Origin of the sequence: Streptomyces griseocarneus, assembly GCF_014655595.1 — a bacterium.
Classification (GTDB): Bacteria; Actinomycetota; Actinomycetes; order Streptomycetales; family Streptomycetaceae; genus Streptomyces; species Streptomyces griseocarneus.
The window spans coordinates 1-22,155 of record NZ_BNBL01000015.1 but is presented as its reverse complement, the minus strand read 5'-3'; the positions used below and the strand labels follow the sequence as shown (position 1 = coordinate 22,155).

22 protein-coding genes and 6 pseudogenes are annotated in these 22,155 nt (G+C 66.9%); 16 read left to right on the top strand and 12 right to left on the bottom strand.

What is annotated here, in order from left to right; genetic code table 11:
- Positions 1-78: 78 nt before the first annotated feature.
- Positions 79-1,314, bottom strand: a complete 1,236-nt coding sequence (locus tag IE295_RS28755) for a hypothetical protein (RefSeq protein ID WP_372479472.1) — start codon at positions 1,312-1,314, stop codon at positions 79-81.
- Between the two features lie 232 nt (positions 1,315-1,546).
- Here IE295_RS28755 and IE295_RS28750 point away from each other — a divergent pair, with 232 nt between their 5' ends.
- The 3 genes and pseudogenes from IE295_RS28750 to IE295_RS28740 all read left to right on the top strand — a co-directional run bounded on the left by IE295_RS28750 (position 1,547) and on the right by IE295_RS28740 (position 3,581).
- On the top strand, positions 1,547-2,833 hold the full coding sequence (locus IE295_RS28750; RefSeq protein WP_190066699.1) for a NucA/NucB deoxyribonuclease domain-containing protein: 1,287 nt from the start codon (positions 1,547-1,549) through the stop codon (positions 2,831-2,833).
- A 36-nt stretch (positions 2,834-2,869) separates the two neighbouring features.
- Positions 2,870-3,067 (top strand): annotated as a pseudogene (locus IE295_RS28745) (ArsR family transcriptional regulator); the annotation flags it as partial.
- Positions 3,068-3,383: 316 nt separating this feature from the next.
- Positions 3,384-3,581: a hypothetical protein gene (locus IE295_RS28740; RefSeq protein WP_190066698.1), complete on the top strand. Its 198-nt coding sequence runs from the start codon at positions 3,384-3,386 to the stop codon at positions 3,579-3,581.
- A 209-nt stretch (positions 3,582-3,790) separates the two neighbouring features.
- Here the strand turns inward: IE295_RS28740 and IE295_RS28735 are convergent, their stop codons facing one another.
- Both IE295_RS28735 and IE295_RS28725 read right to left on the bottom strand, forming a co-directional pair.
- Positions 3,791-4,594, bottom strand: coding sequence for a GNAT family N-acetyltransferase (locus IE295_RS28735; protein WP_224323451.1), 804 nt, complete (start codon positions 4,592-4,594; stop codon positions 3,791-3,793).
- 934 nt (positions 4,595-5,528) lie between these two features.
- Positions 5,529-6,161, bottom strand: a complete 633-nt coding sequence (locus tag IE295_RS28725) for a hypothetical protein (RefSeq protein ID WP_224323452.1) — start codon at positions 6,159-6,161, stop codon at positions 5,529-5,531.
- Positions 6,162-6,698: 537 nt separating this feature from the next.
- On the opposite strand from IE295_RS28725, the pseudogene IE295_RS33880 reads away from it, so the two are divergent.
- Positions 6,699-6,818, top strand: a pseudogene (locus IE295_RS33880) (IS110 family transposase); the annotation flags it as partial.
- Between the two features lie 50 nt (positions 6,819-6,868).
- Here IE295_RS33880 and IE295_RS28720 read toward each other — a convergent pair.
- Positions 6,869-7,246, bottom strand: coding sequence for a helix-turn-helix domain-containing protein (locus tag IE295_RS28720; protein ID WP_229923012.1), 378 nt, complete (start codon positions 7,244-7,246; stop codon positions 6,869-6,871).
- Positions 7,247-7,418: 172 nt separating this feature from the next.
- On the opposite strand from IE295_RS28720, the gene IE295_RS28715 reads away from it, so the two are divergent.
- The 7 genes from IE295_RS28715 (at position 7,419) to IE295_RS28685 (ending at position 14,421) form a co-directional block, all read left to right on the top strand.
- The gene (locus IE295_RS28715; RefSeq protein ID WP_190066697.1) at positions 7,419-8,216 is read left to right on the top strand and encodes a GNAT family N-acetyltransferase; all 798 of its coding nucleotides are present in this window, start codon (positions 7,419-7,421) and stop codon (positions 8,214-8,216) included.
- Positions 8,217-8,336: 120 nt separating this feature from the next.
- Positions 8,337-8,876, top strand: coding sequence for a GNAT family N-acetyltransferase (locus IE295_RS28710; RefSeq protein ID WP_190066696.1), 540 nt, complete (start codon positions 8,337-8,339; stop codon positions 8,874-8,876).
- 467 nt (positions 8,877-9,343) lie between these two features.
- Positions 9,344-9,757, top strand: coding sequence for a helix-turn-helix domain-containing protein (locus tag IE295_RS28705; RefSeq protein ID WP_373314195.1), 414 nt, complete (start codon positions 9,344-9,346; stop codon positions 9,755-9,757).
- Between the two features lie 32 nt (positions 9,758-9,789).
- Positions 9,790-10,344: a DUF3291 domain-containing protein gene (locus IE295_RS28700; protein WP_190066695.1), complete on the top strand. Its 555-nt coding sequence runs from the start codon at positions 9,790-9,792 to the stop codon at positions 10,342-10,344.
- Between the two features lie 880 nt (positions 10,345-11,224).
- Entirely contained in the window at positions 11,225-11,362 is a 138-nt protein-coding gene (locus IE295_RS34545; protein WP_372479476.1) for a hypothetical protein, read from the top strand.
- A 271-nt stretch (positions 11,363-11,633) separates the two neighbouring features.
- Positions 11,634-12,449, top strand: a complete 816-nt coding sequence (locus IE295_RS28690; RefSeq protein WP_190066694.1) for a hypothetical protein — start codon at positions 11,634-11,636, stop codon at positions 12,447-12,449.
- A 535-nt stretch (positions 12,450-12,984) separates the two neighbouring features.
- A complete protein-coding gene (locus IE295_RS28685) occupies positions 12,985-14,421 on the top strand; it encodes a pentapeptide repeat-containing protein (protein ID WP_372479478.1) in 1,437 nt (478 codons plus the stop codon).
- On the opposite strand, the gene IE295_RS28680 is transcribed toward IE295_RS28685, so the two are convergent.
- The 3 genes from IE295_RS28680 to IE295_RS33870 form a co-directional block, all read right to left on the bottom strand.
- On the bottom strand, positions 14,411-14,614 hold the full coding sequence (locus IE295_RS28680; RefSeq protein WP_190066692.1) for a hypothetical protein: 204 nt from the start codon (positions 14,612-14,614) through the stop codon (positions 14,411-14,413). The genes IE295_RS28685 and IE295_RS28680 overlap by 11 nt on opposite strands.
- 374 nt (positions 14,615-14,988) lie before the next feature.
- Positions 14,989-16,167: an alpha/beta fold hydrolase gene (locus IE295_RS28675; RefSeq protein WP_190066691.1), complete on the bottom strand. Its 1,179-nt coding sequence runs from the start codon at positions 16,165-16,167 to the stop codon at positions 14,989-14,991.
- A gap of 229 nt (positions 16,168-16,396) precedes the next feature.
- A complete protein-coding gene (locus IE295_RS33870) occupies positions 16,397-16,654 on the bottom strand; it encodes a hypothetical protein (RefSeq protein WP_229923011.1) in 258 nt (85 codons plus the stop codon).
- On the opposite strand from IE295_RS33870, the pseudogene IE295_RS34540 reads away from it, so the two are divergent.
- The 3 genes and pseudogenes from IE295_RS34540 to IE295_RS28665 form a co-directional block, all read left to right on the top strand.
- Positions 16,613-16,711 (top strand): annotated as a pseudogene (locus IE295_RS34540) (tyrosinase family protein); the annotation flags it as partial. The gene IE295_RS33870 and the pseudogene IE295_RS34540 sit on opposite strands and share 42 nt — an antisense overlap.
- Positions 16,712-16,737: 26 nt before the next feature.
- Positions 16,738-17,319 carry a hypothetical protein gene (locus IE295_RS33865; protein ID WP_229923010.1) on the top strand — a complete coding sequence of 194 codons (582 nt, stop codon included), beginning with the start codon at positions 16,738-16,740 and terminating at the stop codon, positions 17,317-17,319.
- Positions 17,320-17,371: 52 nt separating this feature from the next.
- Positions 17,372-17,596 carry a hypothetical protein gene (locus tag IE295_RS28665; RefSeq protein ID WP_190066689.1) on the top strand — a complete coding sequence of 75 codons (225 nt, stop codon included), beginning with the start codon at positions 17,372-17,374 and terminating at the stop codon, positions 17,594-17,596.
- 47 nt (positions 17,597-17,643) lie between these two features.
- Here the strand turns inward: IE295_RS28665 and IE295_RS28660 are convergent, their stop codons facing one another.
- Entirely contained in the window at positions 17,644-18,462 is an 819-nt protein-coding gene (locus tag IE295_RS28660) for a hypothetical protein (RefSeq protein ID WP_190066688.1), read from the bottom strand.
- 215 nt (positions 18,463-18,677) lie between these two features.
- Between IE295_RS28660 and IE295_RS28655 the strand changes: the two genes are divergently transcribed.
- Positions 18,678-19,049: a hypothetical protein gene (locus IE295_RS28655; RefSeq protein WP_190066687.1), complete on the top strand. Its 372-nt coding sequence runs from the start codon at positions 18,678-18,680 to the stop codon at positions 19,047-19,049.
- A gap of 172 nt (positions 19,050-19,221) precedes the next feature.
- Positions 19,222-20,813: pseudogene (locus IE295_RS28650) on the top strand (ISL3 family transposase).
- 8 nt (positions 20,814-20,821) lie between these two features.
- Here IE295_RS28650 and IE295_RS28645 read toward each other — a convergent pair.
- The 4 genes and pseudogenes from IE295_RS28645 to IE295_RS33845 all read right to left on the bottom strand — a co-directional run.
- On the bottom strand, positions 20,822-21,319 hold the full coding sequence (locus IE295_RS28645) for a hypothetical protein (RefSeq protein ID WP_190066686.1): 498 nt from the start codon (positions 21,317-21,319) through the stop codon (positions 20,822-20,824).
- Between the two features lie 129 nt (positions 21,320-21,448).
- Positions 21,449-21,568, bottom strand: a pseudogene (locus tag IE295_RS33855) (IS5 family transposase); the annotation flags it as partial.
- 35 nt (positions 21,569-21,603) lie between these two features.
- Positions 21,604-21,942, bottom strand: coding sequence for a hypothetical protein (locus IE295_RS33850; protein ID WP_224323463.1), 339 nt, complete (start codon positions 21,940-21,942; stop codon positions 21,604-21,606).
- 27 nt (positions 21,943-21,969) lie between these two features.
- Positions 21,970-22,155, bottom strand: a pseudogene (locus IE295_RS33845) (ISAs1 family transposase); the annotation flags it as partial.

Sequence of the window (22,155 nt, the reverse complement as noted above, 5' to 3'; positions counted from 1 at the left end):
ATTAGGGAAGCGGAGGGCCCCGCACGAAACCGGGAGGTCGGGGGTTCACGTGCGGGGCCGCTCACGGGGTGAGGGTCGTCAGACGCCGGTCAGGGTGTACGTACCCGTACCGTCCTGCCTGCCGCTGGAGTACTGGCGGATCAACTCCCCGTCCGCGTACCGGTCGTGGCCCATCATGGAGCCGGTGTACTTGTTCTGTACACCGATCTTCGAGCTGCCGGGTACGTCGCGGTAGATGTAGAACCGCTGGAGGTCGTCCTCCCCGCAGTTGGCCGTCGTCAGGTAGGCCTGCTCCTGGTTGGCGATGCTCGCCGGGATGGTCGCGCATCCACCGTTGCCCCAGTTCTTCAGGGACGCCTCGAGGACCCCGTTGTTCTCCGTCACGTTGCACAGGAACCAGTTGTCCAGGTGGGCGCTGAAGATTGTAGATACCCGCAGGCGGATGCCGTCGTTGGCCAGGAGCGGTGCGCTCCAGTTCAGGGGCTTGCCGGGAACGTCGATCCTGTAGGCGCCGGGTTGGCAGTTGAGCGCGGCCTGCGCGCTTCGCCCGGTGGCCTTGGGCTGTTCGGCGGACGTGCCGCTGGTGGGAGCCGGGCGCTGCACGAGGCGGTCCTGCGTCTGCTTCGCCGTCGGGGCCACCGCACCCGCCGGGTGCTCGGCCTTCGCGGCGGCCGAGCCGCAGTCGAGGAGGACTTGTGCCTTGGCCATGATGCTGTTGGCGGGCACCTTGTCCTGGCAGCGCACCGCGCCTTCCTCGAGGGCGGTGTAGGTGGTGAAGCTGCCGCTGCCGGCCCCCTCGATCCACCTCAACGCCCAACTGCCGTCGCCCTGTTGGGCGCGGTTGCAGTTGAGGCTTGCGTACGTACCGGTGACCTTCTTGGTGCCCTTGTAGACGCCGTAGTAGCCGGGCCGGTTGAAGTTCCACGTGACCGAATTCGACACGCTGCTGGTGGAGGAGTAGTTGACCTGTACGTTCAGGCCCAGGCTCGCGCCGACGGTGCCGAGGGTCTCGACGGCGAAGCTGCCCTGGACGTTGCCGTTGAGGCCGACGGAGACCGAGATGGTGGTCTGGGTGCTGGTGGTGACGTTCTGGTAGCCGGTTGAGCCCTCAGTGACGTACCAGCCCTTGAAGTGGGTGATCTCCGGGGTGACTTCGGTCGTCTTGATGTACGGGTGGCGTGTGCCGAGGTCGGCCGTCGTGCAGGTGTCGCCGGGCTTGACCTGCGTGGCGGCGGCGGACTTCGCGGGTGCGGCCGAGGCCGGTGAGGCGGCAAGGCCGACGGTGGTTACAGCGGCCGAGGCAGCACAGGCCATGAGCGTTCTGCCTATGCGGCTGACGGGTCTTGTGGGGCGCATCGTTGCCCTTTCCCCCTGGTCGTGTGTGTTCGGTCAGGGGGTGAACGTAGCGGCCACGGGAGTGGGGGTGTGAGCCCGCAACGGGCCAAAACTGATCATGGAGGGACTTATTCCGCCCCTGGCGCGCACGGGCGCCGGACCGGTTCCATCCCTCACGGGCCCGTACGCCACCGAACAGGGGGATCACCCTTTGAAACACGTCATACGGCTGCTCGCGGCGACAGTCTCGCTCGCCCTGACCGCAGTTCTCCTCGCCCTGGGCGTCTCACCGGCCGCCGCCGCACCGCTGTCGGCCGGCCGGGCGGCCCCCGAGGGCCACGGCACCTGCACGGCCACTACCCCCGGCTCCAAGCTCGCACGCCAGGGCGCCGCGTGGACCTGCATGAAGGAGCGGCCCGTCACCGCCGGGGATCTCGCCCGAATCCGCGCCCGCACCGCCGCTGTCCCCGGGGTCGCCGCCGCCCCCCGGCATGGCGGCGGCGACCCCGGGGACAGCCCGGAGGCGCTGTGCGCCTCCAAGAAACAGCAGGATGTCGTCTCCAACCGCCACGCCTACTGCGCGCGGCACGGCATCCTGTACACGCTTGAGAACCGCGCGGGCGGCACGATCGGCACCGCCGAACTCCTGGTCACGGCCCGGTCCGCGCCGGACCCCAACAGCGTGAAGTGGCAGGAGAACATCGCCGTCTTCGCCGGGGTGTACACCAACGTCTCCGCTGTGAGACTCGCTCTGTCGTCGTCGTGCACCTCGTGCATACCGGGGCCGCCCGCCTGGGGCGGCGGGGCCATCGAGCTGCGCGCGGGCGAGGAGAACCAGACCGGACACCTCTCCTACGAGACCACTACCCGGGGCGGCGGCGAGCGCTCGCGCAGCATGATCGCCTACCAGAGCCAGACGGAGAGCCCCGACGCGGACTACCCCGTCATCAGCTATGGGCAGTGGGCGGGCCCCTCGGTGGCCTGTGACGGGCAGGTCGGCAATACCCCCGGCTGCATCGTCACCGAGGACCTGGCCAGGGTGACCCTCAGCAAGTCCCAGTACGGGGCCGCCGCGGTGGCCTACGAATGGGCGCAGAACAACCTGAGCGACAACAACGCCATGGGCGCCGCAAAAAGGCCGCTCACGCGTGACGGCGACGAAAAGCGGGCGGACAGCAGGCGTTACTACACCTGCAAGGCTCCCCCGAAGCCCTTCGTAGCCGACCCCACCGTCGTGGACGATGAATGTGACGAGTTCCCCTTCGCCAGGACCCGCCAGGGCGGCACGATCGGCTCCATGTGCTCGGAGATCATCCCCCGCTACGTGGGCGGCGGCACATGGCGGGTGGATGTCGTACGTGACGAACCGGTCGCGCCCTGCATCAGGGGCCATGTCCCCTCAGGCGAGAACCAGAACGCGGGGCGGTCCCTGGGCCGTCAGGTTCAGTCCGAGCGCATCCTCCAAGGCGAGGCGTACCAGGTGGTCATCACCCCATAGGCGCTGGGCCTCCCTCCCCGGGTGCCCGGGGAGGGAGGCCCCTGCTCGGTGAGCGATCTCGCCGAAGCCGTCGGCATGGAAGCCTCCTCCTGCTCCCGCCGGCTGCGCCTGCTGCGCAACCTCGGACTGGTCACCGGCGAACGCCACGGCCGGTCGGCCGTCTACGCGCTCTACGACAACCACGTCGCCGAACTCCTCGACCAGGCCCCCAACCACGTAGAGCCCCTGCGCGTGACGTCCCTGCCGTCGTGCCGCAGCCAGCTGTCGCCGACTGACCGTGCCGGTTTCGTTCGCAGCTACCGCGGCAGCTTGGCGGTCCGCTCGGGGTGGGCGGTGACGACGTTGCGCATGGTGGTCTGCTCGGTGATGCCGAACACGCGCATCAGCCGGAGCGGGTCGGCGCTTTCGGCCGCTTCGTTGAGGATGTGGTCCTGGCGCAGATCGCCCAGCGTCAGCCGGCGGGGGAGGACTCCGCGGAGAAGTACGAAGGTGACCGCGGGTGGTCCGGGTCGACTGCGGTCTTCCGGCTGACCAGGAGAGCAAGCGCGTTGTGCTGGAAGTCGACGGCATGCAGCACTTCACACGCAACGGCGGAGCCGAGCCAGCCGGCGCGAAGTACGCCGCGACCATGGCTGGTGACCGCGACCTGAAGTTCCGAGGGTACGAAGTTTCCGCTTCGGCCACGACGAACTGCGCGAAAGTGAGCGCGCACGGCCGATGGTCACTGACTTCTTCCGCCAGCTCCTGAACCGACCACCCGACGGTCACTTCTGAGACGGTCAGGGTGTTTCGGCGACGGCTCAAGAGCGTGCGGTGACCACCGTCGCGAGACACGGTGAAAGGCCCGGACCACTTGGTCCGGGCCTTCGGCGTATAGAGACCTGTTAGTTGGTGTAACGCCTCTCAGCAAGTGGTGTCTGGGCCGGCCGGGGGCGCTACGTCACGCCCCGGTGGTGGTCATTGTGAGGACCACCAGGTCGACGAGGTGACGGCGGTGAAGCCCAGCGACTCATACAGGGGCCGTCCGAGCCGTGAGGCGGTGAGGGTCACCGGAAGGTTCGCCATGGGCGCGAGCGAGCCGAGCATGACGGCCCGCCCGGCGCCGCGGGAGCGGTGCGCCGACGGCGTGCCGACCCAGTAGTGGCTGCCGAACCCGTCGTGGACGACGGTGACACCGGCTCCGACCGCCTCGCCGTCGAGGACGGCGAGGAAGACGTCCACGCCTGGCTGCTCGGTCAGTGTCGTGGGGAACATCTCGCCGGGACGGTAGGGGGTGAATCTGGTCAGCTCGAAGCCCTCGATCACGATCTGCTCGGCAGTCTGCAGCTCGTGCGTCCGCTGGACTCGGATCACCTCCATCGCGGGGGCGGGGACAGGGCCAGGCGGGCGCATCATGATCGGCATCTGCCAGTTGCGCATGCCCAGGTGACTCAGGTCGGTGGAACTGAACGGATCCTCAGCATCCACCGGTCCGGTCGACCGGCCGGCCAGCTCGGTCAGCTCGGCGAGCTCGTGCGCGTCGAGGTCGGGTTCCTGCAGCAAGATGCGTGTCCCGGCGCGCTTGCTGCCGAGCACCGCGAGGAAGCTGCGTCGGCGGATCACCTCGTGGCCACGGGATTTCCCGGTTGCGGCCCAGAGCGCGGCGGAGTTGCGCGCCTGGCGTATCACCGCGTCGTCGAAGGCCGCAGGGTGATCTGGATGGTCCTGCCTGCTTCGATCCTCGACACGAGCGTCGGGGGTGGTCTGCCAAGTGTTGGCCACGGGTGGCTCCTGTTCAGTAACTGCGCGGTGATCCAGGCGAAGGGGCCGGCGGGGCCCAAGCAGAAGTCGACTCGGGTCTCCGTCATGCCCCCAAACGACGCAATGTCTCTGATAGCTGGGCCGATCTCAACCGAGATTGCTGAGCCATTCGCCTTCTGCGATCTCGCCCGAGCCCGCATGACGCTGTCGTACTCGCGCGATCCGTTCTGCTCCTTCACCACTGGCCAGGACCTGCAGACCTACTGTCGACTGCCACCGGCGGGCGCGCCCACATCGGCGGGGTGGCGATCATGATCGTCTACGACCGTGCCAAGACCGTCGTGCGCCGCCATGTGCTCTCCGGGCGTGCAGCGATGGGCCTGAAGACCGAGTGACTCGTCTTCAGGGGACGACTGGGGCGCTTGGATCCTTGGTCCGTCCGCACGTGCGTCAAGCGAGGGAAGGCGCCGGTGGCCTGGGTGACCAGGACGACGGCGCCAACTCGTACATCGAAGGACCTGCCAAGCCGCCCAAGGAAATGTCCTTGGCGCAACGCAAGGCGCAGATGCAGGCTTTGTAAGGCAGCTACTCGCCCATGCGTGAGTTCGCTCGCCCCAAGGCGCCGAAACTGCCGGCAGTACCGGCGCCAAGCCCGACAGACCGCTGAAGAGCGGCCCCGCGGCGGCGCCCTCATCCGGTTCAGCATCGCGTGCAGCGCCCGTGGTGCCCACCCCGGATTGGGTGTCCGCCTTCGCGAGCGCCTGCCCCGGCATGCTCTCCATCGGTGGGCGGACGAAGTTGCCAGGCCGTCCGGCGGCCACGTTCACCACCCCACGGTCCAGCACCTCTGCTCTTGGCATGTCGGCTTCAGCAGCAGGTTCTGAGCTTGTCTTTTAACCTCCGGTGTTCTGTGACGGTCCCGCAGTTGGATCGCCCGAGATGTTGCCCGGGGTGTTCATGCTTCTATGCGCAGCCAGGTGTTGCCTGCGCGGAGCCAGAGGGAACCGTCGCGGCCTTGGCCGCAGTGCATGACGACTCGACCGGGCAGCCGTAGCCGACGGCGGCTGGTGACTGCCCAGGTGGTGCCGTTGAGCTCGGCCCGTATGAGTTCAACGGACCGCTTGTTGTGGTCGCGGCGGGTGAGTACTGCCCTGTTGCCGCGGACCGCGAATCCGTCCGGGGCGGGGACGGGGCTGGGGTAGCTGGCAACCTCGCCGGTGGACGGAGTGATCCGTGTCAGGAAGGTGCCGCCTCTGCCGCTGCCGGAGTACCAGACGAGCCATACCTGTTCGTTCTCGGTTGCGGCGGTGCAGCCTTCCAGCGGGTGGTCGGGCAGCCGGCCCTTCGGAGCCCAGGAGTTCCGGCCCTGGGTGTCCCAGCCCGCGAGGCCCGCTCCCGACTCGGGGTGGCCGCCGTAGATGCCCTCATCGCCGTAAGCCGTCCAGATGCCTCCGTGGACGTCGGTGACCAAGGCGGGAACGTCATCACCGACGCAGAACTCGGCCTCAGGTGTCCCGGACGGGGAGAACACCACAGCGTTGGACGCCCAGGTCCCCTCGGTCTCGTTGCGGAACGTACGCCCGCTCACCAGCAGGAATCGAGAATCCGGAAGCAGGGCCAAGTGACTGGGCCGAATCCGAATGTCCTTCACCAGGATGCGCCGCTCCTCCTGTCCCGTGACGGTGACCAGCTCACCCGTGAACGGGACTCGCGGCCCCCACCCGATCCACCCCTTGATGTAGCGGGAGTGATCAAGGTATCGCCGGTGGACCAACAGGACAGCAAGCTCCCCGGCGGGACCGACGCTCCACCAAAGGGCTCGGTGCCCCCGCATCGCGTCAGCAACGGGAAGCCGCCACACGTTGTGTATCGCAGCATCGGAACCAGCAGCCAGGGGGCGGAGATTCATTGGCAGTCGCCTCTAGGACTCCGGAGCCGAGCAGCCCGAAGAGCACTACCTTACCGGCCCTTCCCAGTCGAACTCCGGTGGCGATTCGTCCAGCGCCCGTGCCACGGGACATCCGGTGCCGAAATGTACCTCGAACTATGCCGCTGACCTGGGCATTCTCCGGACGCTGAGGCGGCCTTCGTCTGATCATGCGCTGCGACCAGGGTGCACCGATCGCCCGAACTGCTCCATCTTCTCGCCGACGTACTCGCTCTGGGCGACGAGGTGACCTGGGGTATCGATCTGGCCGACGGCGGAGCCGCCCTGGCCATCACGGTCCTGCTCAACCGCGGCCAGCCAGTCTACGAATGACCGCCTGAGACCCACGCTTGGAAGGTAGGACAAGCTTATGGCTTCCCGGCATACGGGAGGCCGGATCGAGGGCTGAGCGCAGCAGGGGAAGGATAGCGTCCTGTCTGGGAGATGCCGCAGTGCCGCCCCCGCGCGCAGACGGAGCGGTCCACGCCGAACCAGCAGGCCAGTACTTCCTGCGTCGTGCCGTGCCGCAGATGGGCGAGAGTGGCCGGCAGCCGGTCGACGAAGACCAGCTTGTGCCGAGCCCCGGCCCCGGCAGCTCGCTTCCGGTCCCGGGAAGCGAGCTGGGCCTGGTGGCGCTCCTGCCACAACGGACCGACCTCGGCGACGAATTCAGTGACCACCGTCCACGACAGCCCTGTGATCCGCTGATTTTGAGCGATCGCCGCACGCGTCATGACCTCCACCACGGCCGGCACAACGATCAAGGAACGGACGCGCCACGGCCAGCCGTGCACAAGCTCGTCAGGGCGCCGACTTCTCGGAACACACCCTGAGCATCTAGACATTGTTACCACCGAGCTTCTTGAGTCATCCAACGCAACCTTGCCTTCTGGCAGGGGCAGACAGGGAGGTCTGCGCATGGAGGAGCTGACGGAGCTGACAGACATTGAGGCAGTGGTGGCCGGCGAGGGGCATGTGGCCTGGGCAGCGCAAAGGCACAGGGGCTGCGGGTTGGGTGCCGGGGTACAGGCATGGCGTTGTGGAGGAGCTGTGGCTGTGGCGAGTCCGGGCGTCTCCGGACGGGACCGGATCGCGGTCGCCGGTGACTCCCGCGATGCCGTTCGGTTGATCCGGCGCGTGCTTGAGGCGGTTGGCCCTGCGTACCGTCCATTCGGTGATGCTCTGCTGATCGCCCGGCTCGCCGAGCAGATCCCGTCCCTCAGCATGGTGGACGAGTTCTACTGGGCGGAGACCCGCTCCCCGACTGGAGTGTGCCAGGACGGTGTGCGCTGGCTGGACGAGAGCCTGGAACGGGAAGCGGCGCTGTTGTTCGACCGCTGCTTCCCGCGTTCGTACGCGCGGCCGGGAATGAAGGATGGGGCGGCCCGGTGGGCCGGGGTGGCCGATGGGACCGGACTGCTTGCGGTGGCGGCGGATGCGTGGTCAGGGACGGGATGCGGTTTTGTGGCTGGTGTGGTCGCCGCGCCGGAGGTGCGAGGCCGGGGGCTGGCCCGTGCGGTGTGCGGGTTCGTCGTAACGGAGCTGGTGCGCCAGTACGGCCGCGCGGCACTCATCGTGGACGCCGACAATCTGCCGGCCGTCGCCATGTATAAACGTATCGGGATGGCCAAGCGACTCTTTCGCGCGGCGTATGTGACCCTCTGTGATGGCACTTCGTACGGTTTGAACGGTGGTCCGGACGCCCGGGAACCGTAGGACCAGTCGGTCCGGTGGTCCAGCATTGCCCGCCCGCCCAGCGGCGCTCAGACCCTCATGCGGGTGAGTGGCTCCCCGAAGCCCCCCGAGGACTGTCCGCATATCAATACCATTGAGGGCATGAAAATCCGCCGGGTCTGTTTTGATCACCCTGACGCCGTCAAGCTGAACGGGCAGGTGCAGCGCGAGTACGCCGAACGCTACGGGGACAACGGCGATATCACGCCGCTCACCCCGGCCATGTTCCAGCCACCCAGGGGCCTGTACCTGATCGTCTACGACGATCGCGGCGCCCCGGCCGCCAGCGGTGGCTGGCGCGGCCAGGACGCCAACGAGGAGGGTTACGCAGACGGCGATGCGGAAATCAAGCGGATGTACGTCATCCCCCAGCTACGCGGACGTGGCCTCGCCCGGATGATGCTGGCGGCCCTCGAAGACAACGCCCGCGCCGCGGGCCGTACCCGGATGGTCCTGGAGACGGGCATCAAGTTGCCGGAGGCCGTCTCCCTCTACACCTCCAGCGGGTATCTGCCCTGCGCCGGATTCGGCCCCTACCGCTTCGACGAGCTCAGTCGCTGCTATGCCAAACCGCTCGTACTCGGCGCCGAATTCGCACCTACGCCCGTGACCGATACCGGGTCTGGATATGACGCGCGCTGAGCCAGCGGCACGGACTCGAAGTCCTGGTGAGCGCGCGCCGCCGTTGCCACCGCCGGGGGAGGGGTACCGCTGTCCGGCTGTAGAGATGATGCGCCCGATGCTTCCGCTGACAACCGAGCGGAAAGTGCGGTACAGCCCTTATTGATCCGTAACGGCTGGCGTTCTATTCGAGGGTGTAGCGGACGTAGGGGCCGCCGAAGTAGCCGCGGACCACGTGGGGTTACCATCGGTCTCAGTGGAAGAACCTGCGGGTTTCGGCTGCGAGCAGGGTCTGGTCACGGGCTCGGCTGCACATCGGCAGAGTGCGTTCTGGACAGGCTGGCCGGGGCCGGTCTGCTGGAGATTGGTAGTCGTCGTTTGACGGGCCGTTCGGGTCCGGGTGGGCCGTCCCGCCAAGCTGTACGCGCGGGTCCGGGCGGAGCGGGCGGTGTCGCTGCCGGCCCGCGATTACCGCACCGCTGCATGAGTTGCTCGCCGAGGCCGCCGAGCAGGCCGGCCTTGACGCCGGGCTCTGCATGGCAGCGCGCCGCCGGGGTGAGGCCCTGCGCGGCTCGGCGGCGCCCTGCGGGGGCTTTGAGGAGGCCAAGGAGACGCTGGCTGTCCGCGGCTACGAACCGTACCTGGAAGGCGCCGGGGATGCCCGGGGTGCCCGGGATGCCGAAGGTGCCGAGGGGGCGGCCAGGGCTCCCGAGCGCGTTATCCGTATGCGCAACTGCCCCTTTCGCGCTGTTGCCGAACGCTTCCCACCGCTGGTCTGCGGCATGAATCTCGCGCTGCTGGAGGGGTTGCTCGGCGCTGACGGTCCCGTCCGCGCTCGCATGGACGCCCGGCCGGGGGAGTGCTGCGTGGTGGTCGAGACTTCTAAAAACGATGGTGATTGACTTAGAAAAGCGGGCCGTGCTGGGATGAAGCCATGACCGCATCCGCGCATGCTGTTCACCTCGCCGAGCTCAACGTCGCCACACTCCGACACCCCTTCGACGACCCGCGCATGGCGCCGTTCGTCGAGATGCTCAACCCGGTCAACGCATCCGCCGACAAAGCGCCCGGATTCGTGTGGCGGCTCGCGGAGGAGGGGGCGGCTGACGCAACCGGCCTGCGCCCGGCGGGCGAGGACGTCATCGTCAACCTGTCAGTGTGGGAGACCCGCGAGGCCCTGTGGGACTTCACCTACCGCAGCGGGCACCTGGAGGTGATGCGGCGGCGCCGCGAATGGTTCGAACGGCACGTCGAGGCGCACCTGGTGCTCTGGTGGGTCCCCGCCGGTCACCTCCCGACCGTCGGCGAGGCTCTGGAACGGCTGGCGGACCTGCGGGCGCACGGGCCGTCCCCGCGCGCGTTCACCTTCTCCTCTTTCTGCACCGCGGCCGAGGCTGCACAGCACCGCCAGGCCTTGCCATCGGTGCAGCCTGTGGAGCCCGCCCAAAGTCCGCGGGCGACGCTGGCCGGGGACGCGACGGCGGTATAGGGCAGGATGCTCAGTCCGGCAGGGCTGGGCGGCAGCGATGTGCTGCGCGGCATACCTGCCCTGCGCGGAGCGCACTCGCCTCGAGCCTGGCCGCCCGGAGGTACATCAGCCTGCCTCCACCTCGTCCCGCGTCTCGCTGAGCTCCGCATGACGGCTATGCGCTGGGACGGCACCGGAAGGGCCGCAGATCATGTCCGTCTCTCAGTGCGTCCACCAGGCGCCAGGCCGCCTCGCCACCCGCCTGCAACAGGACCCGAACATCGCGTACGTACAGCCGCGCATCGCCGACCCGGACACCGGCGTCACCATGCGCCGGTGGGTACCCTGCCTTCCTCTTCCAAGAAGGCATTGACCTCGCCTGGCGATGCTGGGACCACGGCTATACCGGTTACTGCATGCCAGGCGTCACCGTCCACCATCCGGCCACCAACCCGGCCCGGCATGCCACGTTCCACTGGATGAACGCCCTGGGTCTGGCTGGCCCGCCGCAACCTCCCGCGCGTCCTGATCCCTGCCAACCTCACCCTCTGGACACTCCTGACCCTGCTGCCTGGGATCAGCCTTTGTGGTCAAACCGTAGGGTGCTGACCGGGGTTGATCCGTTCGGATGTGGGATCGCTGCGGAAGGAGGAAGGGGACGATGGCCGTTGCTGGCTGGGATGTCGGTGCACGGTGGCTGGGCGGCTTCGCCACAGAGAGGGCCACGCAGTGTGATTGCAGTCTTTTCGCCGAATCCGGCACCAAGACAGCCTGCGGGGACGCGACCGCCCGACGCCGACGGCGGCTACCGGGGCACCGGACTGCCCATCCCGCACCGCCGTCAGGCCGGGCGGGAACGGTGCTGCGGTGGAAAGAGGAACACAACACATCGAACCGCCGGTTGCGGGCACGCGTCGAGCACGTCTTCGCCCATATGAAGAACGGGAGGACCCTCCGTGACTGCAGGCTCAAGGGCAACGGTGTCTGGTGGGCCGCCAGCAGCTTCGCCCACATGCGCAACCTCGCCCTCGCCGGCTGATCTCAGCCCCGAATTCCACAACGCCCGTATCGCCCCAGCATAGTTAGGGAGGTACGAAAAGATCTTTAGTGACCGCCGCGCGCGTCCTGATCCCCACCGCGACCGACACAACAATCAGAGAATGGGCGCGCCACGGCCAACGGTGCACGAGATCGTTAGCCTCTGTATGCAGTACCGATTGCAAGGTCGGACGCGCCACTGTGTTCATGCATCGACAGCGTCGACCAGTCATCTCTCTGGAGGTATGTTTGTGTACTCATCCCAGACGGGCGTGGCAACTTCTACCGTTGGAGCTGCTGTTGCATGGTGCGAGTACGGTTTTGCGCTGGGTCATGTAACGAACCCCCGTGGCTTCATCGGCAAGACGATCAGTGCCCCTTTGTTGTTTGCCCTTAGGATTCCATGGCGTCGCTCCTCTTATCGCGAAGCACCACTTCAGGCCCAACATAGCCGGAACCTTGAACTTACCGGCCTGGCACTGGCCACCACCGTGGGCGTGGCAGTCTTCTGCTTGCTGTTCGCTACGATCAACCCGCTTCTTCAGCTCGATTCCATGGACAGCGACGAGATCAGACGGCAATGGAACAGCGGGATTCTCGCCCTGCGCGCAGCCTCCGTGATCTTTGTGGTGTTTGTTCTGCGGAATTCGGTATCCTATCTGCGCTGGCTGGCTGAGCTGGGATCCAAGAAGAAGCTTCACGAATCCAAGATCGAATCACCGCTTGATATCCCCGCTCGTCTCAGCGAGGAGGACCGGCAGCTGCGCGACCTTTGCCAGTCTGCGATCTTCACTGCGGCGCTGTTTGTCATGTGGGTGCTCTACGCGCAAGGAGTGCGCACTGCATGGACAGCAATCATCGCCTGGGTGTTCACTTTCTTTAGCGACGACTGGGTAATCATGTCGGACTATTCCCGCGTGCTCAAAGGGCAGCTGCTACGCTGGCACCGCTTGCGTATCAACGTTGCCAATGCGCTCCTAGTGGTGATTCTCGGCATTGTTGCTTGGCAGCAGTGGGTCTGGCTGGGCGCCTTCTATTATCTTGCGAATACGACAATCCTGGTGGCCCGGTACAGAATTGATCGGTAGAAGAGCCTGGATCTTGCGAAGTGCGAGTTGTGGACCGTGGCATATGTAAGTCCGGCACTGCCATTTTCTGCCCCGGGTCATCGTCGACCGCACTCATGGGCGCGCTCTTCCTTGTCGGCCGTAAATCCACACCCCGGGCCCGGTGGACGCGGTGGTGGTTGATGTCGTGGGGTTCAGCGGCTGCCGCAGCGCCGTGCTCGTCCCGACGGCCCCGGGCTGGACCCCACGGCGTACCGAAGGGTGGGCGTCGCCTGTGTATGCCCGCGTCCCCGTGAGCCAGGCCCTGCCGTCCTGGTCCACCCCCACCACCATGTCCGGCTTGTCGCGTCGGTGAGCAGGATCCCTGCTCGGGCTGCCCGTTGCTGCTCAACAGACCCAGAGCAGCAACTTCTCGGGGTGATGGAACGTCTCTTCGAGCATGACGTCCTCGAGTCCGCACGGGTGGCCGTCCTGCGGCCACGAAGCCGGGATCGCGACCGATTCGGTCGGGTGTCGTGGCAGACGCCTCCCCGGACGTATTGCCTGCTTGGCCCATGTGAGTGAGGGTGAACGGAGCGACTACTTCTCCACCCTGTCTTCCGGTGCCGACATCGATCACCGCGGTACTCCCTTTACGGAACAACTGCTCACCGACCTGCTGGGCGCTCTCACGGTTCCTGCAGGCCCGCCACGTCTCGGCCACGCTCTGTTCGACCGAGCCGAGTTCAGCGATGACGTTCGATTCGACGGGGTCGAGTTCAGCGGCGACGCTCATTTCGACGAAACAGAATTCAGGGGCGAAGTTCACTTCGACGGGGCGATCTTCAGTGGCAACATCCACTTCAATGGAGCCGGTTTCAGCGGCGACGCCTGGTTCCGGAGAGCGGTGTTCGAGCGCGCTGTGGTAGTAGGGCCTCTGCGGTGCACGGGAATGCTCGATCTGTCGGAGGCTGTGTTTGGATCCCCGGTCACCATCGAGGCGGCAGCAGCGTCGGTACGTTGTCGACGGACGCAGTGGGTCTCCACTGCCGTGCTGCGATTGCGTCATGCCGCCGTTGACCTGAGTGACGCGGTCCTGGAACACCCGGTAACTCTCGCCTCCGCCTCGCGGCCCTTCACTGAGCGGAATGGTTTCCAGCTGGCCGAACCGAACCTGCCCGTTCGCCAGGTACGGGTCATGTCGCTGCGAGGGGTGGACGCGGCGCACTTGGTACTCAGTGACATCGACCTCAGCGAGTGCCGGTTTGCCGGCACCATCCACCTTGACCAGCTGCGGCTGGAAGGGAGATACCGCTTGGCCGCCACACCCTCCGGGCTGCGTCGGCGGGGAATGTGGCCAGTGCGCTGGACGCCACGCCGGACGATGGCCGAGGAACACTACTGGCGTGCCGCCCGGCGCGTCGGCGCAGAGGGCTGGTCACCAGCTCCCGAAGGGGAAGAAGTGCTGATGCCGACCGCGCTGGCACCGGTGTACCGACAGCTGCGCAAGGCCTTCGAGGACGGCAAGCATGAACCTGGTGCGGCAGACTTCTACTACGGCGAAATGGAAATGCGACGCCATGCCGATGACATACCCTGGGGCGAACGGAGCCTGCTCACCGTCTACTGGTTACTCTCCGGCTACGGCATGCGTGCTTCCCGCGCCTTCGGATGGTTGCTCCTGGCCATGATGACCACCGTGCTGGCGATGATGCTGTGGGGTCTGCCGCAGAGTGATATCAAGTCGGCCCACACTGGCACCCTCACCGGACGCATCATGACAATGACCACTGAGACCCCCGATCCGGTGAATCCCAATGGGTCCTATCCAACGCGCCTGTCGACAGAACGGTTCGACAAGTCCCTGCGTGTCGTGCTGAACTCAGTGATCTTCCGGTCCTCCGGGCAGGACCTGACGACCACCGGAACCTACGTCGAGATGGCATCTCGCCTCTCCGAACCCGTTCTGCTGGGCCTGGCCGTCGTCGGTATTCGGAGCCGCGTCAAACGTTGAAACCTGCCAGTTGGTCGATATCGCGGCCGTGGGCGCCCCACTTGTCCGGATCGGCAGCCGTCGCCCCGTCCAGTCGCCCCGGCCCGAGTGCGTCGTTGAGCGCAGCGCGGTTGGTGGCGTAGTCGGCCGCCGTGCCGCCCATGGCGGCCGACGGGGGTCTGAGGGAGTACCGGTGGTCGAACTCGGCCGCCACGCACAGATGGTCGCGGTGGTCAAGGACCCCGGTTCGGATCGCGGCGACGAGTGGTCACCTCTCCTGAGCTGGTACTAGGAGGCGGACCGGTGCGGCACTGGCCCGGGCACGCTGATCCCTGACGAACGTACGGTCGCGGAGAGCCCCGGGCCATCCGTGCTGAGCCTTCCGGGCGAACCGGGATTCGGTCCCATCCGGCAGGCTCTCAGCCCTCGGCATGGAAACCGCGCGGGTGCAGGTTGTCGCCGACAACAAAGACCGACGAGGAGGCTATGGCCGACTCCGTCGGCCATAGCCTGGGTGCGGTCCCATCTGCACAAGGCCCAGGCGGTCTATCGGAGGCCTCCAGTCCCGCCTGGCGGGATGTTCGTCCATCAGTCCATCGGAGTGATGACGCCGTCCTCGTCCAGGAAGTAGCTGCCTTTCGCGAGGTCTTCCACGGTGTTGTCCTTGAGCCACTGCCGGGACATCTTGTGCACTGTCTGGGCCCGGCGCTCCCAGGGGATCTGGTGGCCTGCGCAGGCGATGCGGAACATCAGCTTCTGTGCGCCGGGGATGGCGTCGTAGAGCGCAGGCACCGAGAAGTGCAGCAGGCCGAGGTCGGCCGGCGTGTTGACCGTGGAGTCGAGGTCTCCGTAGATGATGAGCACGGGGACGTCGGAGCCGAGGATGCCGTCCAGCGGCACGGTGGTGGAGTTCCAGCCCCACCAGTACGGATTCTTGACCCGCATGACGCCCTCGGGCACCCCGGGCGCCCCCTCCGCCTCAGGGCCCCATGTGGCGCCGATTGCGTCGTTCTCCATGATCGCCTTCCACGCCACGTCGACCATCCCCTCCTCCCGCTGTTTGTGGCACTTCACGTCTCTGTCCCACGCGGCGGTGAAACCGGCCTTGGTGCCGAGGGTCATGGGAAAGCCGAAGACGGCGGCGGGTACGCTCACGGGCATCGGCAAGGGCGGATCCCAGCGCGTCCCGGGTTTGCTCTGTCTGCCGTTCGGCGGAAAGATCGGCGCGAGCAAGAGCAGGCTCTTGACGTTCTCCTTGTGCTGGATGGCATAGGGACCGAGCTGTTGCGCGGCGGCCGACCAGCCGATGAGGTCGAGCTTGGAGGCGCCTGTGAGGTCCTTGATGTAGGTGACGACCTTGTGCACCTCGTCCCAGTTGCTCTGGGAATTGTCCAGCTGGGACGTGTATTGCACAGGGCCCGATGCACCGCCCGGGTGGTCCTGCAGGAGGTACTTCTGGGCAGGGTTCACGTTGCGCGGGTCGTCCATTTTCGGGCGCGTGGACCGGCCGGATCCCTGGAGGTCCATGACGAACACGTCATAGCCCGCGTCGGCCAGGAATTCGGCCCAGCCGTACTTGCCGTGCTGGAGGTCGAAGCCCGCCAGGGCCGGCACACTGCGGCCGTGCAGCATCAGGACGGGCTCGCGTGGTTTGTTCGGCTTGGTGCCGTTGCGCTCCCTCACGAAGAGCGTGGCGGGCTCGTTCTTGTTCGCGGGGATGGTCGACGTCCACGGGATGCTGTGGTCTGTCAAGACCGGTGCTGCCATGACTACACTCCGACGGTGCTCGGCCCGGGACGGGTTCCCCGGCCCAGTCAGCATCGGAAGGCGGGACGGCAGATGTCGGGAGACCGGCCGGGCGGCCGGGCCCGCTGACACCATCGAGTGGCAGTGACGCTGCCGATCGGCCGCCCCAAGGCAACCTGCGCGCTGTCGTATGGGAGGGGGCATCCAGAGGGCCGCGGCCGAGGCTGGAGAGGGCGGGGATCTGGCCGTTTCATGTACTGGAACCCAGGAGGCCATCATGCGCCACGGCCAGCCGCAGACCGTTGGCGTCGGCCACCACCACATCAACTCCCTCACCGACGCGGAACTGGACGGCTACATCCACGCACTCGACGTGCTCCGGCAACGTTCCGAGGTGGACGAGAACGATCCGACCGGGTACGCGTTCCAGGCGGCTCTGCACAACGGTTCCGCGGGATCCCCGCGCATCGCCTGCGAGCACGGCAGCGATCTCTTCCTGCCCTGGCATCGGGCCCATCTGCACTACTGCGAAAAGCTGCTCCAATCGGCCGACCCGCCGCGCACGCCGAACGTCACTATTCCGTACTGGGAATGGATCAGCGAGCAGACACCCGAGAAGTTCCCCCTCGGGCCCAAAGTGGGCACGATCGGCCGTTCGTCGCCTCGCCCCCATGGCCCGGCGAGGCCGCCCGGCTCGTCACCGATCACATCGTCGGCGCCATGCTCACCCTCGAGGACGACATCCGCGACCTGCGCCGGCTCCAGCGCCGCCGGCCGACTGCTGAGGGAGCCGCCATCGCCTCCGCGGTACGGTTCCTCTCCGCACACCTCGACTGGGCTCTGACCGAGCGCCCCGCCGCCGCAGAGGTGCACGACCGACTTTCCGCCAACCCCGCCGCGCAGATCCACTCCTGGCACACCGCCGCGATCCACTTCACCCGCCGGGACACCGGAGTGGAGCGCTATGCCGCGCCCTGCCCGCGCTGCGATCTGCTGGGGCTGTTCCGCGCGGACGGTGACGACTACATCGAATGCCGCAATGTCACCTGCGGCCTGCTCCTGACCCCGGCCGAGTACGCCGCGCACACCGCCACGCTCGCCGCCTCCTACGCTGCCTGGCCGTTCAACGGCGTTACGCGTAACGTGATCGCCAGGTACATGTGTGCCCGCTGACGACCACCCCGGACTCATGAGCCCGGGGTTTTCGCGTTCGTGGGAGGCGAGAATGGTGGATCTCGACGGTGACCTCCAGACAACGCTGTGGACGACCGCGCAGGCAGCCGAGGCAGCTGGCGTCACTCGCGAGGTCATTAGGAGCTGGGCACACCGCGGTCACCTCGTCCGGGCGAACTCCCCACGATGCAAGGTCCCCAAGTACCGCGCCATCGACGTGGTGAAGGCCGAGCAGGCCACGCGTCAGCGAGCGCGGCGGCACTACACCGCCGCTTGATCAGCTGTCGAAGACCGTAGCTGAGCGCCCCTGTTCGCAGGACTGGCTCAGGTCATTCGGATTCCGATGGCCCACGCTTTGATCATGGCGGGAGACGGCTTCACATGGTCCTTGGCCGATGCCGTCACACCCTGGTTGAACGGCTCGATCTGCCACAGCAGCGAACCGGGTTCCCCCCAACGCGCCTCCGCGCCGATCCCGGTCAAGGCGAAGGCGCCGTGCAGCGTCGCCGTGGCGGATGGATGGGCGGCTGGACCGCCGATGCTGCTGCTCGCCCGGCGTTCAACCCTTCCCGCTCCAGGGATATGGGCCCTGAGCCCGACGGAGAAGACATCAATGGTGCAGGGTGCCGGCTCGATGTGGTCCTTGGACCGGGCCGTCCACTGTTCATCAAACTCGGGGAACGACGCTGTGGCCAGGTTCCCCGCCCCAGGTCGCCAGTTGACCCGAAACCCTCCACTGATCAGGGCAAAGCCCTCGGACGGTCCTCCGGAAGCGGTGGGGTGCTGCGCGCCGCCGCTCGTGACCTGGGTGAACTGCAGATGCTGCCTCAAGAGGTCCCGCCGGCTCACACCGGCGATCCTCATCCCGATGGAGAATCCCACCAGCCGGTGGGGTTCCGGGACGAGGTGGTCCTTGGAGGACACCAGCCATGCCGACCGGTTGCTGTCCGGGTAGGAGGCCGTCAGGAGCGCTCCTTGCGGAGCATCCACACCTGTCGCCCCACCGCCGATCGCCACCATGTCGGGATCGACGTCGACCTGAAAGTCATGGAAGTGAGCCGCCGGGGCTGATGCCTGCCGCCGGAACACCGCGATGGTGACCTTGCCTGAGTCGTCCGTTCGCTGAAATATCTTGTCCGCCACACGCGTCCCTCTCATCGGAGCAAGAACGGGCTACGCCAGGATCGGCTCGGTCCGACACCCCCATCAAGCAGCGCGTGACGGCGCACCACTGGGCGTGTGAGGCTCGACCCCGGCACACATTCTTCTCAACGCTCCGGAGCCCAGGGCCTGTCAGGACATGGAAGCGGTCTGGTCGGCTTGCCAGGCTCTAGAACCCCTGAACCGGGGAGGTGCCCGTGGCCGGACTCCCCATGCGGTGGACCACCTGGGCGGTATCCGGGTCGCAGTGGGCCGTGACCTTCGAGCTGCGCGACGACAACGGCGGCCCCATGAACATCAGCGGCAAGGCCTTCGAGTTCGTCGTCTGCCCCACCGCGGCCGACACCACCACGCCGCCGCTGATCAAGGTCACCACCGTCAGCAGCGCCCAGGGCTACATCACCGTCGACACCACCACGGCCACTGTGCAGGTCGTCCTCAGCCCGGCCGCGACCGCGCTTCTGGGGCGCGGGGCCCATGGGCATGCGCTGTGGATGGACCCGGGTCTACCGACGGCGGAGAACCTCGTCGAGGGCACCTTCAATTCCCTCTCCGCCTCTGCAGCTTGAAGGGGGTGCCGTGTGGCAACTGTCATCGTCCTGGCTTTGTTGGTGGGTTACGGTTCTGGTCCAACTTCTGTGGTGTTCCTACTCCTTGTGACTGTTGATCTTGCTGGTAGATCTCGCGAGATCGTCTGGAAACTGCTGGTGCCGACAACGTTCGGGCTGATGGTTCTGGGCTGTGCGCGAGGTACTGCTCCGGCTGGAAGAGCTACTCTTCCTGGCGGATCCGGGGATCAGGGTGGAGTCGGTGCAGGACGATGGCGAGGTGATTCGGGTCGGTGTCAGATGCCGGACGGCTGGGGCTCGGTGCCCGGGTTGTGGGAGCTGGTCGGGGCGGGTGCACGGCTCCTACCTGCGGTTTCCAGCTGACCTCCCCGTGGCGGGACGGCGGGTGGTGCTGCGGCTTCGTGTCCGGCGCTTCACGTGCGAGGACGTCTCCTGTGTGCGGCGGACGTTCGTCGAGCAGGTCGCGGGCCTGACCCGGCGATACAGCCAGCGGACCGAACGCATGCGGTCAGTCCTGGCCGAGGTCGGCCTCGCATTGGCCGGCCGTGCCGGTGCCAGGCTGGCCGACGTCTTCGGGGCGAGGATCAGCCGGAATACGGTCCTGCGGCTGGTCGACGCCCTCCCGGAACCCCAGCCACAGGTCCCGCGAGTGGTCGGCGTCGACGAGTACGCGATGCGAAAGGGCCGCGTCTACGGGACTGTGCTGGTCGACGTCGAGACTCGCAGGCCGATTGATCTGCTGCCGGATCGTGAGGCGGGCACTGTCGCGGCCTGGCTGGCCGAACGCCCGGGGATCGAGGTCGTCTGCCGTGACCGTGCTCCGTTCTTCGCCGAGGGGGCCAGGATCGGGGTGCCCACTGCGGTCCAGGTCGCCGACCGGTTCCACCTGTGGCGCAACCTCGGCGAAGCGGCCGAGCGGTGTGTCTCCCGCCACCGCCCGTGCCTCCGTGCGGCCTTCGTAGAGTCGGTGCCGGAGAAGGCGCCGGCCCCGGCCGAGAGCGGGTCGCCATGGCCGACCGGGCACCGTTTCGCCGATCGCACCCGGGCCAAGCACGCCACCGTCCACGCGCTGCTGATTGCCGGCCACAGCCGACGCTCGATCCAGCGCCAGCTCGGCATGACCTACCGAACCGTCCAACGACTGGCCGACGCCGCCAGGCCGGAAGACCTGTTCCAGGGGCAGTGGCAGAACCGCCTGACCAAGCTCGACGACTTCAAGCCCTACCTGCACGAGCGATGGGCCGAAGGCTGCACGAACGCCTGGACCCTCTGGGAAGAGATCAAGGCTCACGGCTACACCGGCGGCTACGGAGCCGTCCGTGCCTACCTCCAGCCGTTCCGCACAACCCCGACCGCACCAGCAGCCCGCCGCCGTCCCCACGCACGGTCACCAGCTGGATCCTGACCCACCCCGATACCCTGCCGGAGAGCGAGCGCCTGAAGCTCAAAGCCGTCCTCGCCGGCTGCCCCGAACTGGATGCCCTCACGGGGCATGTCCGCGCGTTCGGGAAGATGCTCACCCAGCTCCAGGGCGACCAGCTCCCGCAATGGATCAAGGTGGTCCGCGCCGACGACCTGCCCAGCCTCCACACCTTCGTCAACGGCCTCGAACGCGATCTCGTAGCCGTCACCGCCGGCCTCACACTGCCGTGGAGCTCCGGCGTCGTCGAAGGCCACGTCAACCGGATCAAAATGATCAAGCGCCAGATGTACGGCCGGGCCGGCTTCGGCCTCTTGCGAAAACGAGTCCTGCTGGCGTCCTGACGGGCCCGTCACGAGCTCTGCTGGAGTCGCTCCGCAGCCTGAGCAGGGGTGTCGTAGTAGCCAGGCCGTGCCAGCAGGACCGAGCTGAAGTGGTAGCCCTGCTCTTCCTCGGGCTCATCGTCGGCTGCGAATGGACGCCAGAAGCTCAGCAGCAAGTCCGGGGCAATGAATGAAGCATCGTCGTCAGGATCTTCCTCAATCGAGGTGAACTCGCCCATGCGCTGGACAACCTCGCGGGCCGGAAGCGCGAACACGTCCACACCCTGAAACAACACTCGGTCCGTCTGGGACGACGGCCTTCCCAACTCGATGGCTTCAAGCATGTCTCGCATGCAGTGGATGCTGATCATCAGCCCGCTGGGACGGAAGACGTGCTGGCCCGGCCGATCAGACTCCGAGACCGCAGAGAGATCGCGGAGCGAGTCCAGCGCCGTGTTGGCCGCGTGCCGAGTCATACCGATCCGCAACGGCCCAACGCCGCTCGGTGGGGCGAGGTCGAAGTCCATGTGGGCATGATCCCAAACAGGTCTGTCAACGAGTCACGAAGGGCCATCCAGTCCCGGCAGGTTACAGAGCGTGAGAGCTCCACAGAAGTTGGACCAGAACCCGATCTCACCTACGCAGCCACCCAGGTGGCGTTTGCGTCCGATGATCCGTTTTCCTGCGTCGGTGCCCTGGCCCGCGAGGTGCACGTTGGCGGAGGTCTTGACGGTCTGGGAGTCCAAAACGCTCGCGGACGGCTCGGCGTTTCGGCCCCAGGGTCCCTTGCATGATCGAGGTCTGTCCGGTTTCATCCGGTGAGTCCGAGGGCGGCCAGGGGCCTTCGCCAGTCGCGGGCGGTGTGACGTAGAGCGGCGGCGATGTTGGTGTGGCCGTCCTGACGGTGGACGCCGATGGCGAGGTTGCGCAGGCCGGCCATGCTGCGCGGGAGATGGCCGACATGGATCTTGGAGTCGTCCTCGCGGAACGTGCGGTCGCGGACGTGGTGCAGAAGATTTTCGATCTTCCAGTGCCCTCTGATCCAGTCGGCGAGCTGGGCGTCGGTGACCGCGCCGGGCGGCAGGCTGGTGATCAGGTAGACGCGCTCGATGGTGAGCTTGCCGCTGGTGAAGTCCTTCCTCCAGCGCACGACTTGCAGGGCCTGGCGGGCATCTGGTTAGCCGAGGTGGGCGAAGGCGGTGGCCTTCAGCCGCCGGATCTCCAGGCGGTGATGGGCCCGCGTACGGTCGTGGTGGTCGGGCCTGATCTCACGCCATGGCAGGCGGCGGACTCTGTCGAACAGGCCGGGATGGTTGGCCTTGGCCTGGGCGATGTAGTGGGTATCGCGCTCGCGGAGGTAAGT

Excerpts from the sequence above, each read along its gene's own strand:
- IE295_RS28755 (WP_372479472.1), bottom strand. The coding sequence starts at position 1,314 with ATGGCCTGTGCTGCCTCGGCCGCTGTAACCACCGTCGGCCTTGCCGCC.
- IE295_RS28715 (WP_190066697.1), top strand. The coding sequence starts at position 7,419 with ATGGAGGAGCTGACGGAGCTGACAGACATTGAGGCAGTGGTGGCCGGC.
- IE295_RS28710 (WP_190066696.1), top strand. The coding sequence starts at position 8,337 with ATGAAAATCCGCCGGGTCTGTTTTGATCACCCTGACGCCGTCAAGCTG.
- IE295_RS28700 (WP_190066695.1), top strand. The coding sequence starts at position 9,790 with ATGACCGCATCCGCGCATGCTGTTCACCTCGCCGAGCTCAACGTCGCC.
- IE295_RS28675 (WP_190066691.1), bottom strand. The coding sequence starts at position 16,167 with ATGGCAGCACCGGTCTTGACAGACCACAGCATCCCGTGGACGTCGACC.
- IE295_RS33870 (WP_229923011.1), bottom strand. The coding sequence starts at position 16,654 with ATGCCAGGGCAGGAAGAGATCGCTGCCGTGCTCGCAGGCGATGCGCGG.
- IE295_RS33865 (WP_229923010.1), top strand. The coding sequence starts at position 16,738 with ATGGATCAGCGAGCAGACACCCGAGAAGTTCCCCCTCGGGCCCAAAGT.
- IE295_RS28665 (WP_190066689.1), top strand. The coding sequence starts at position 17,372 with ATGGTGGATCTCGACGGTGACCTCCAGACAACGCTGTGGACGACCGCG.
- IE295_RS28645 (WP_190066686.1), bottom strand. The coding sequence starts at position 21,319 with ATGGACTTCGACCTCGCCCCACCGAGCGGCGTTGGGCCGTTGCGGATC.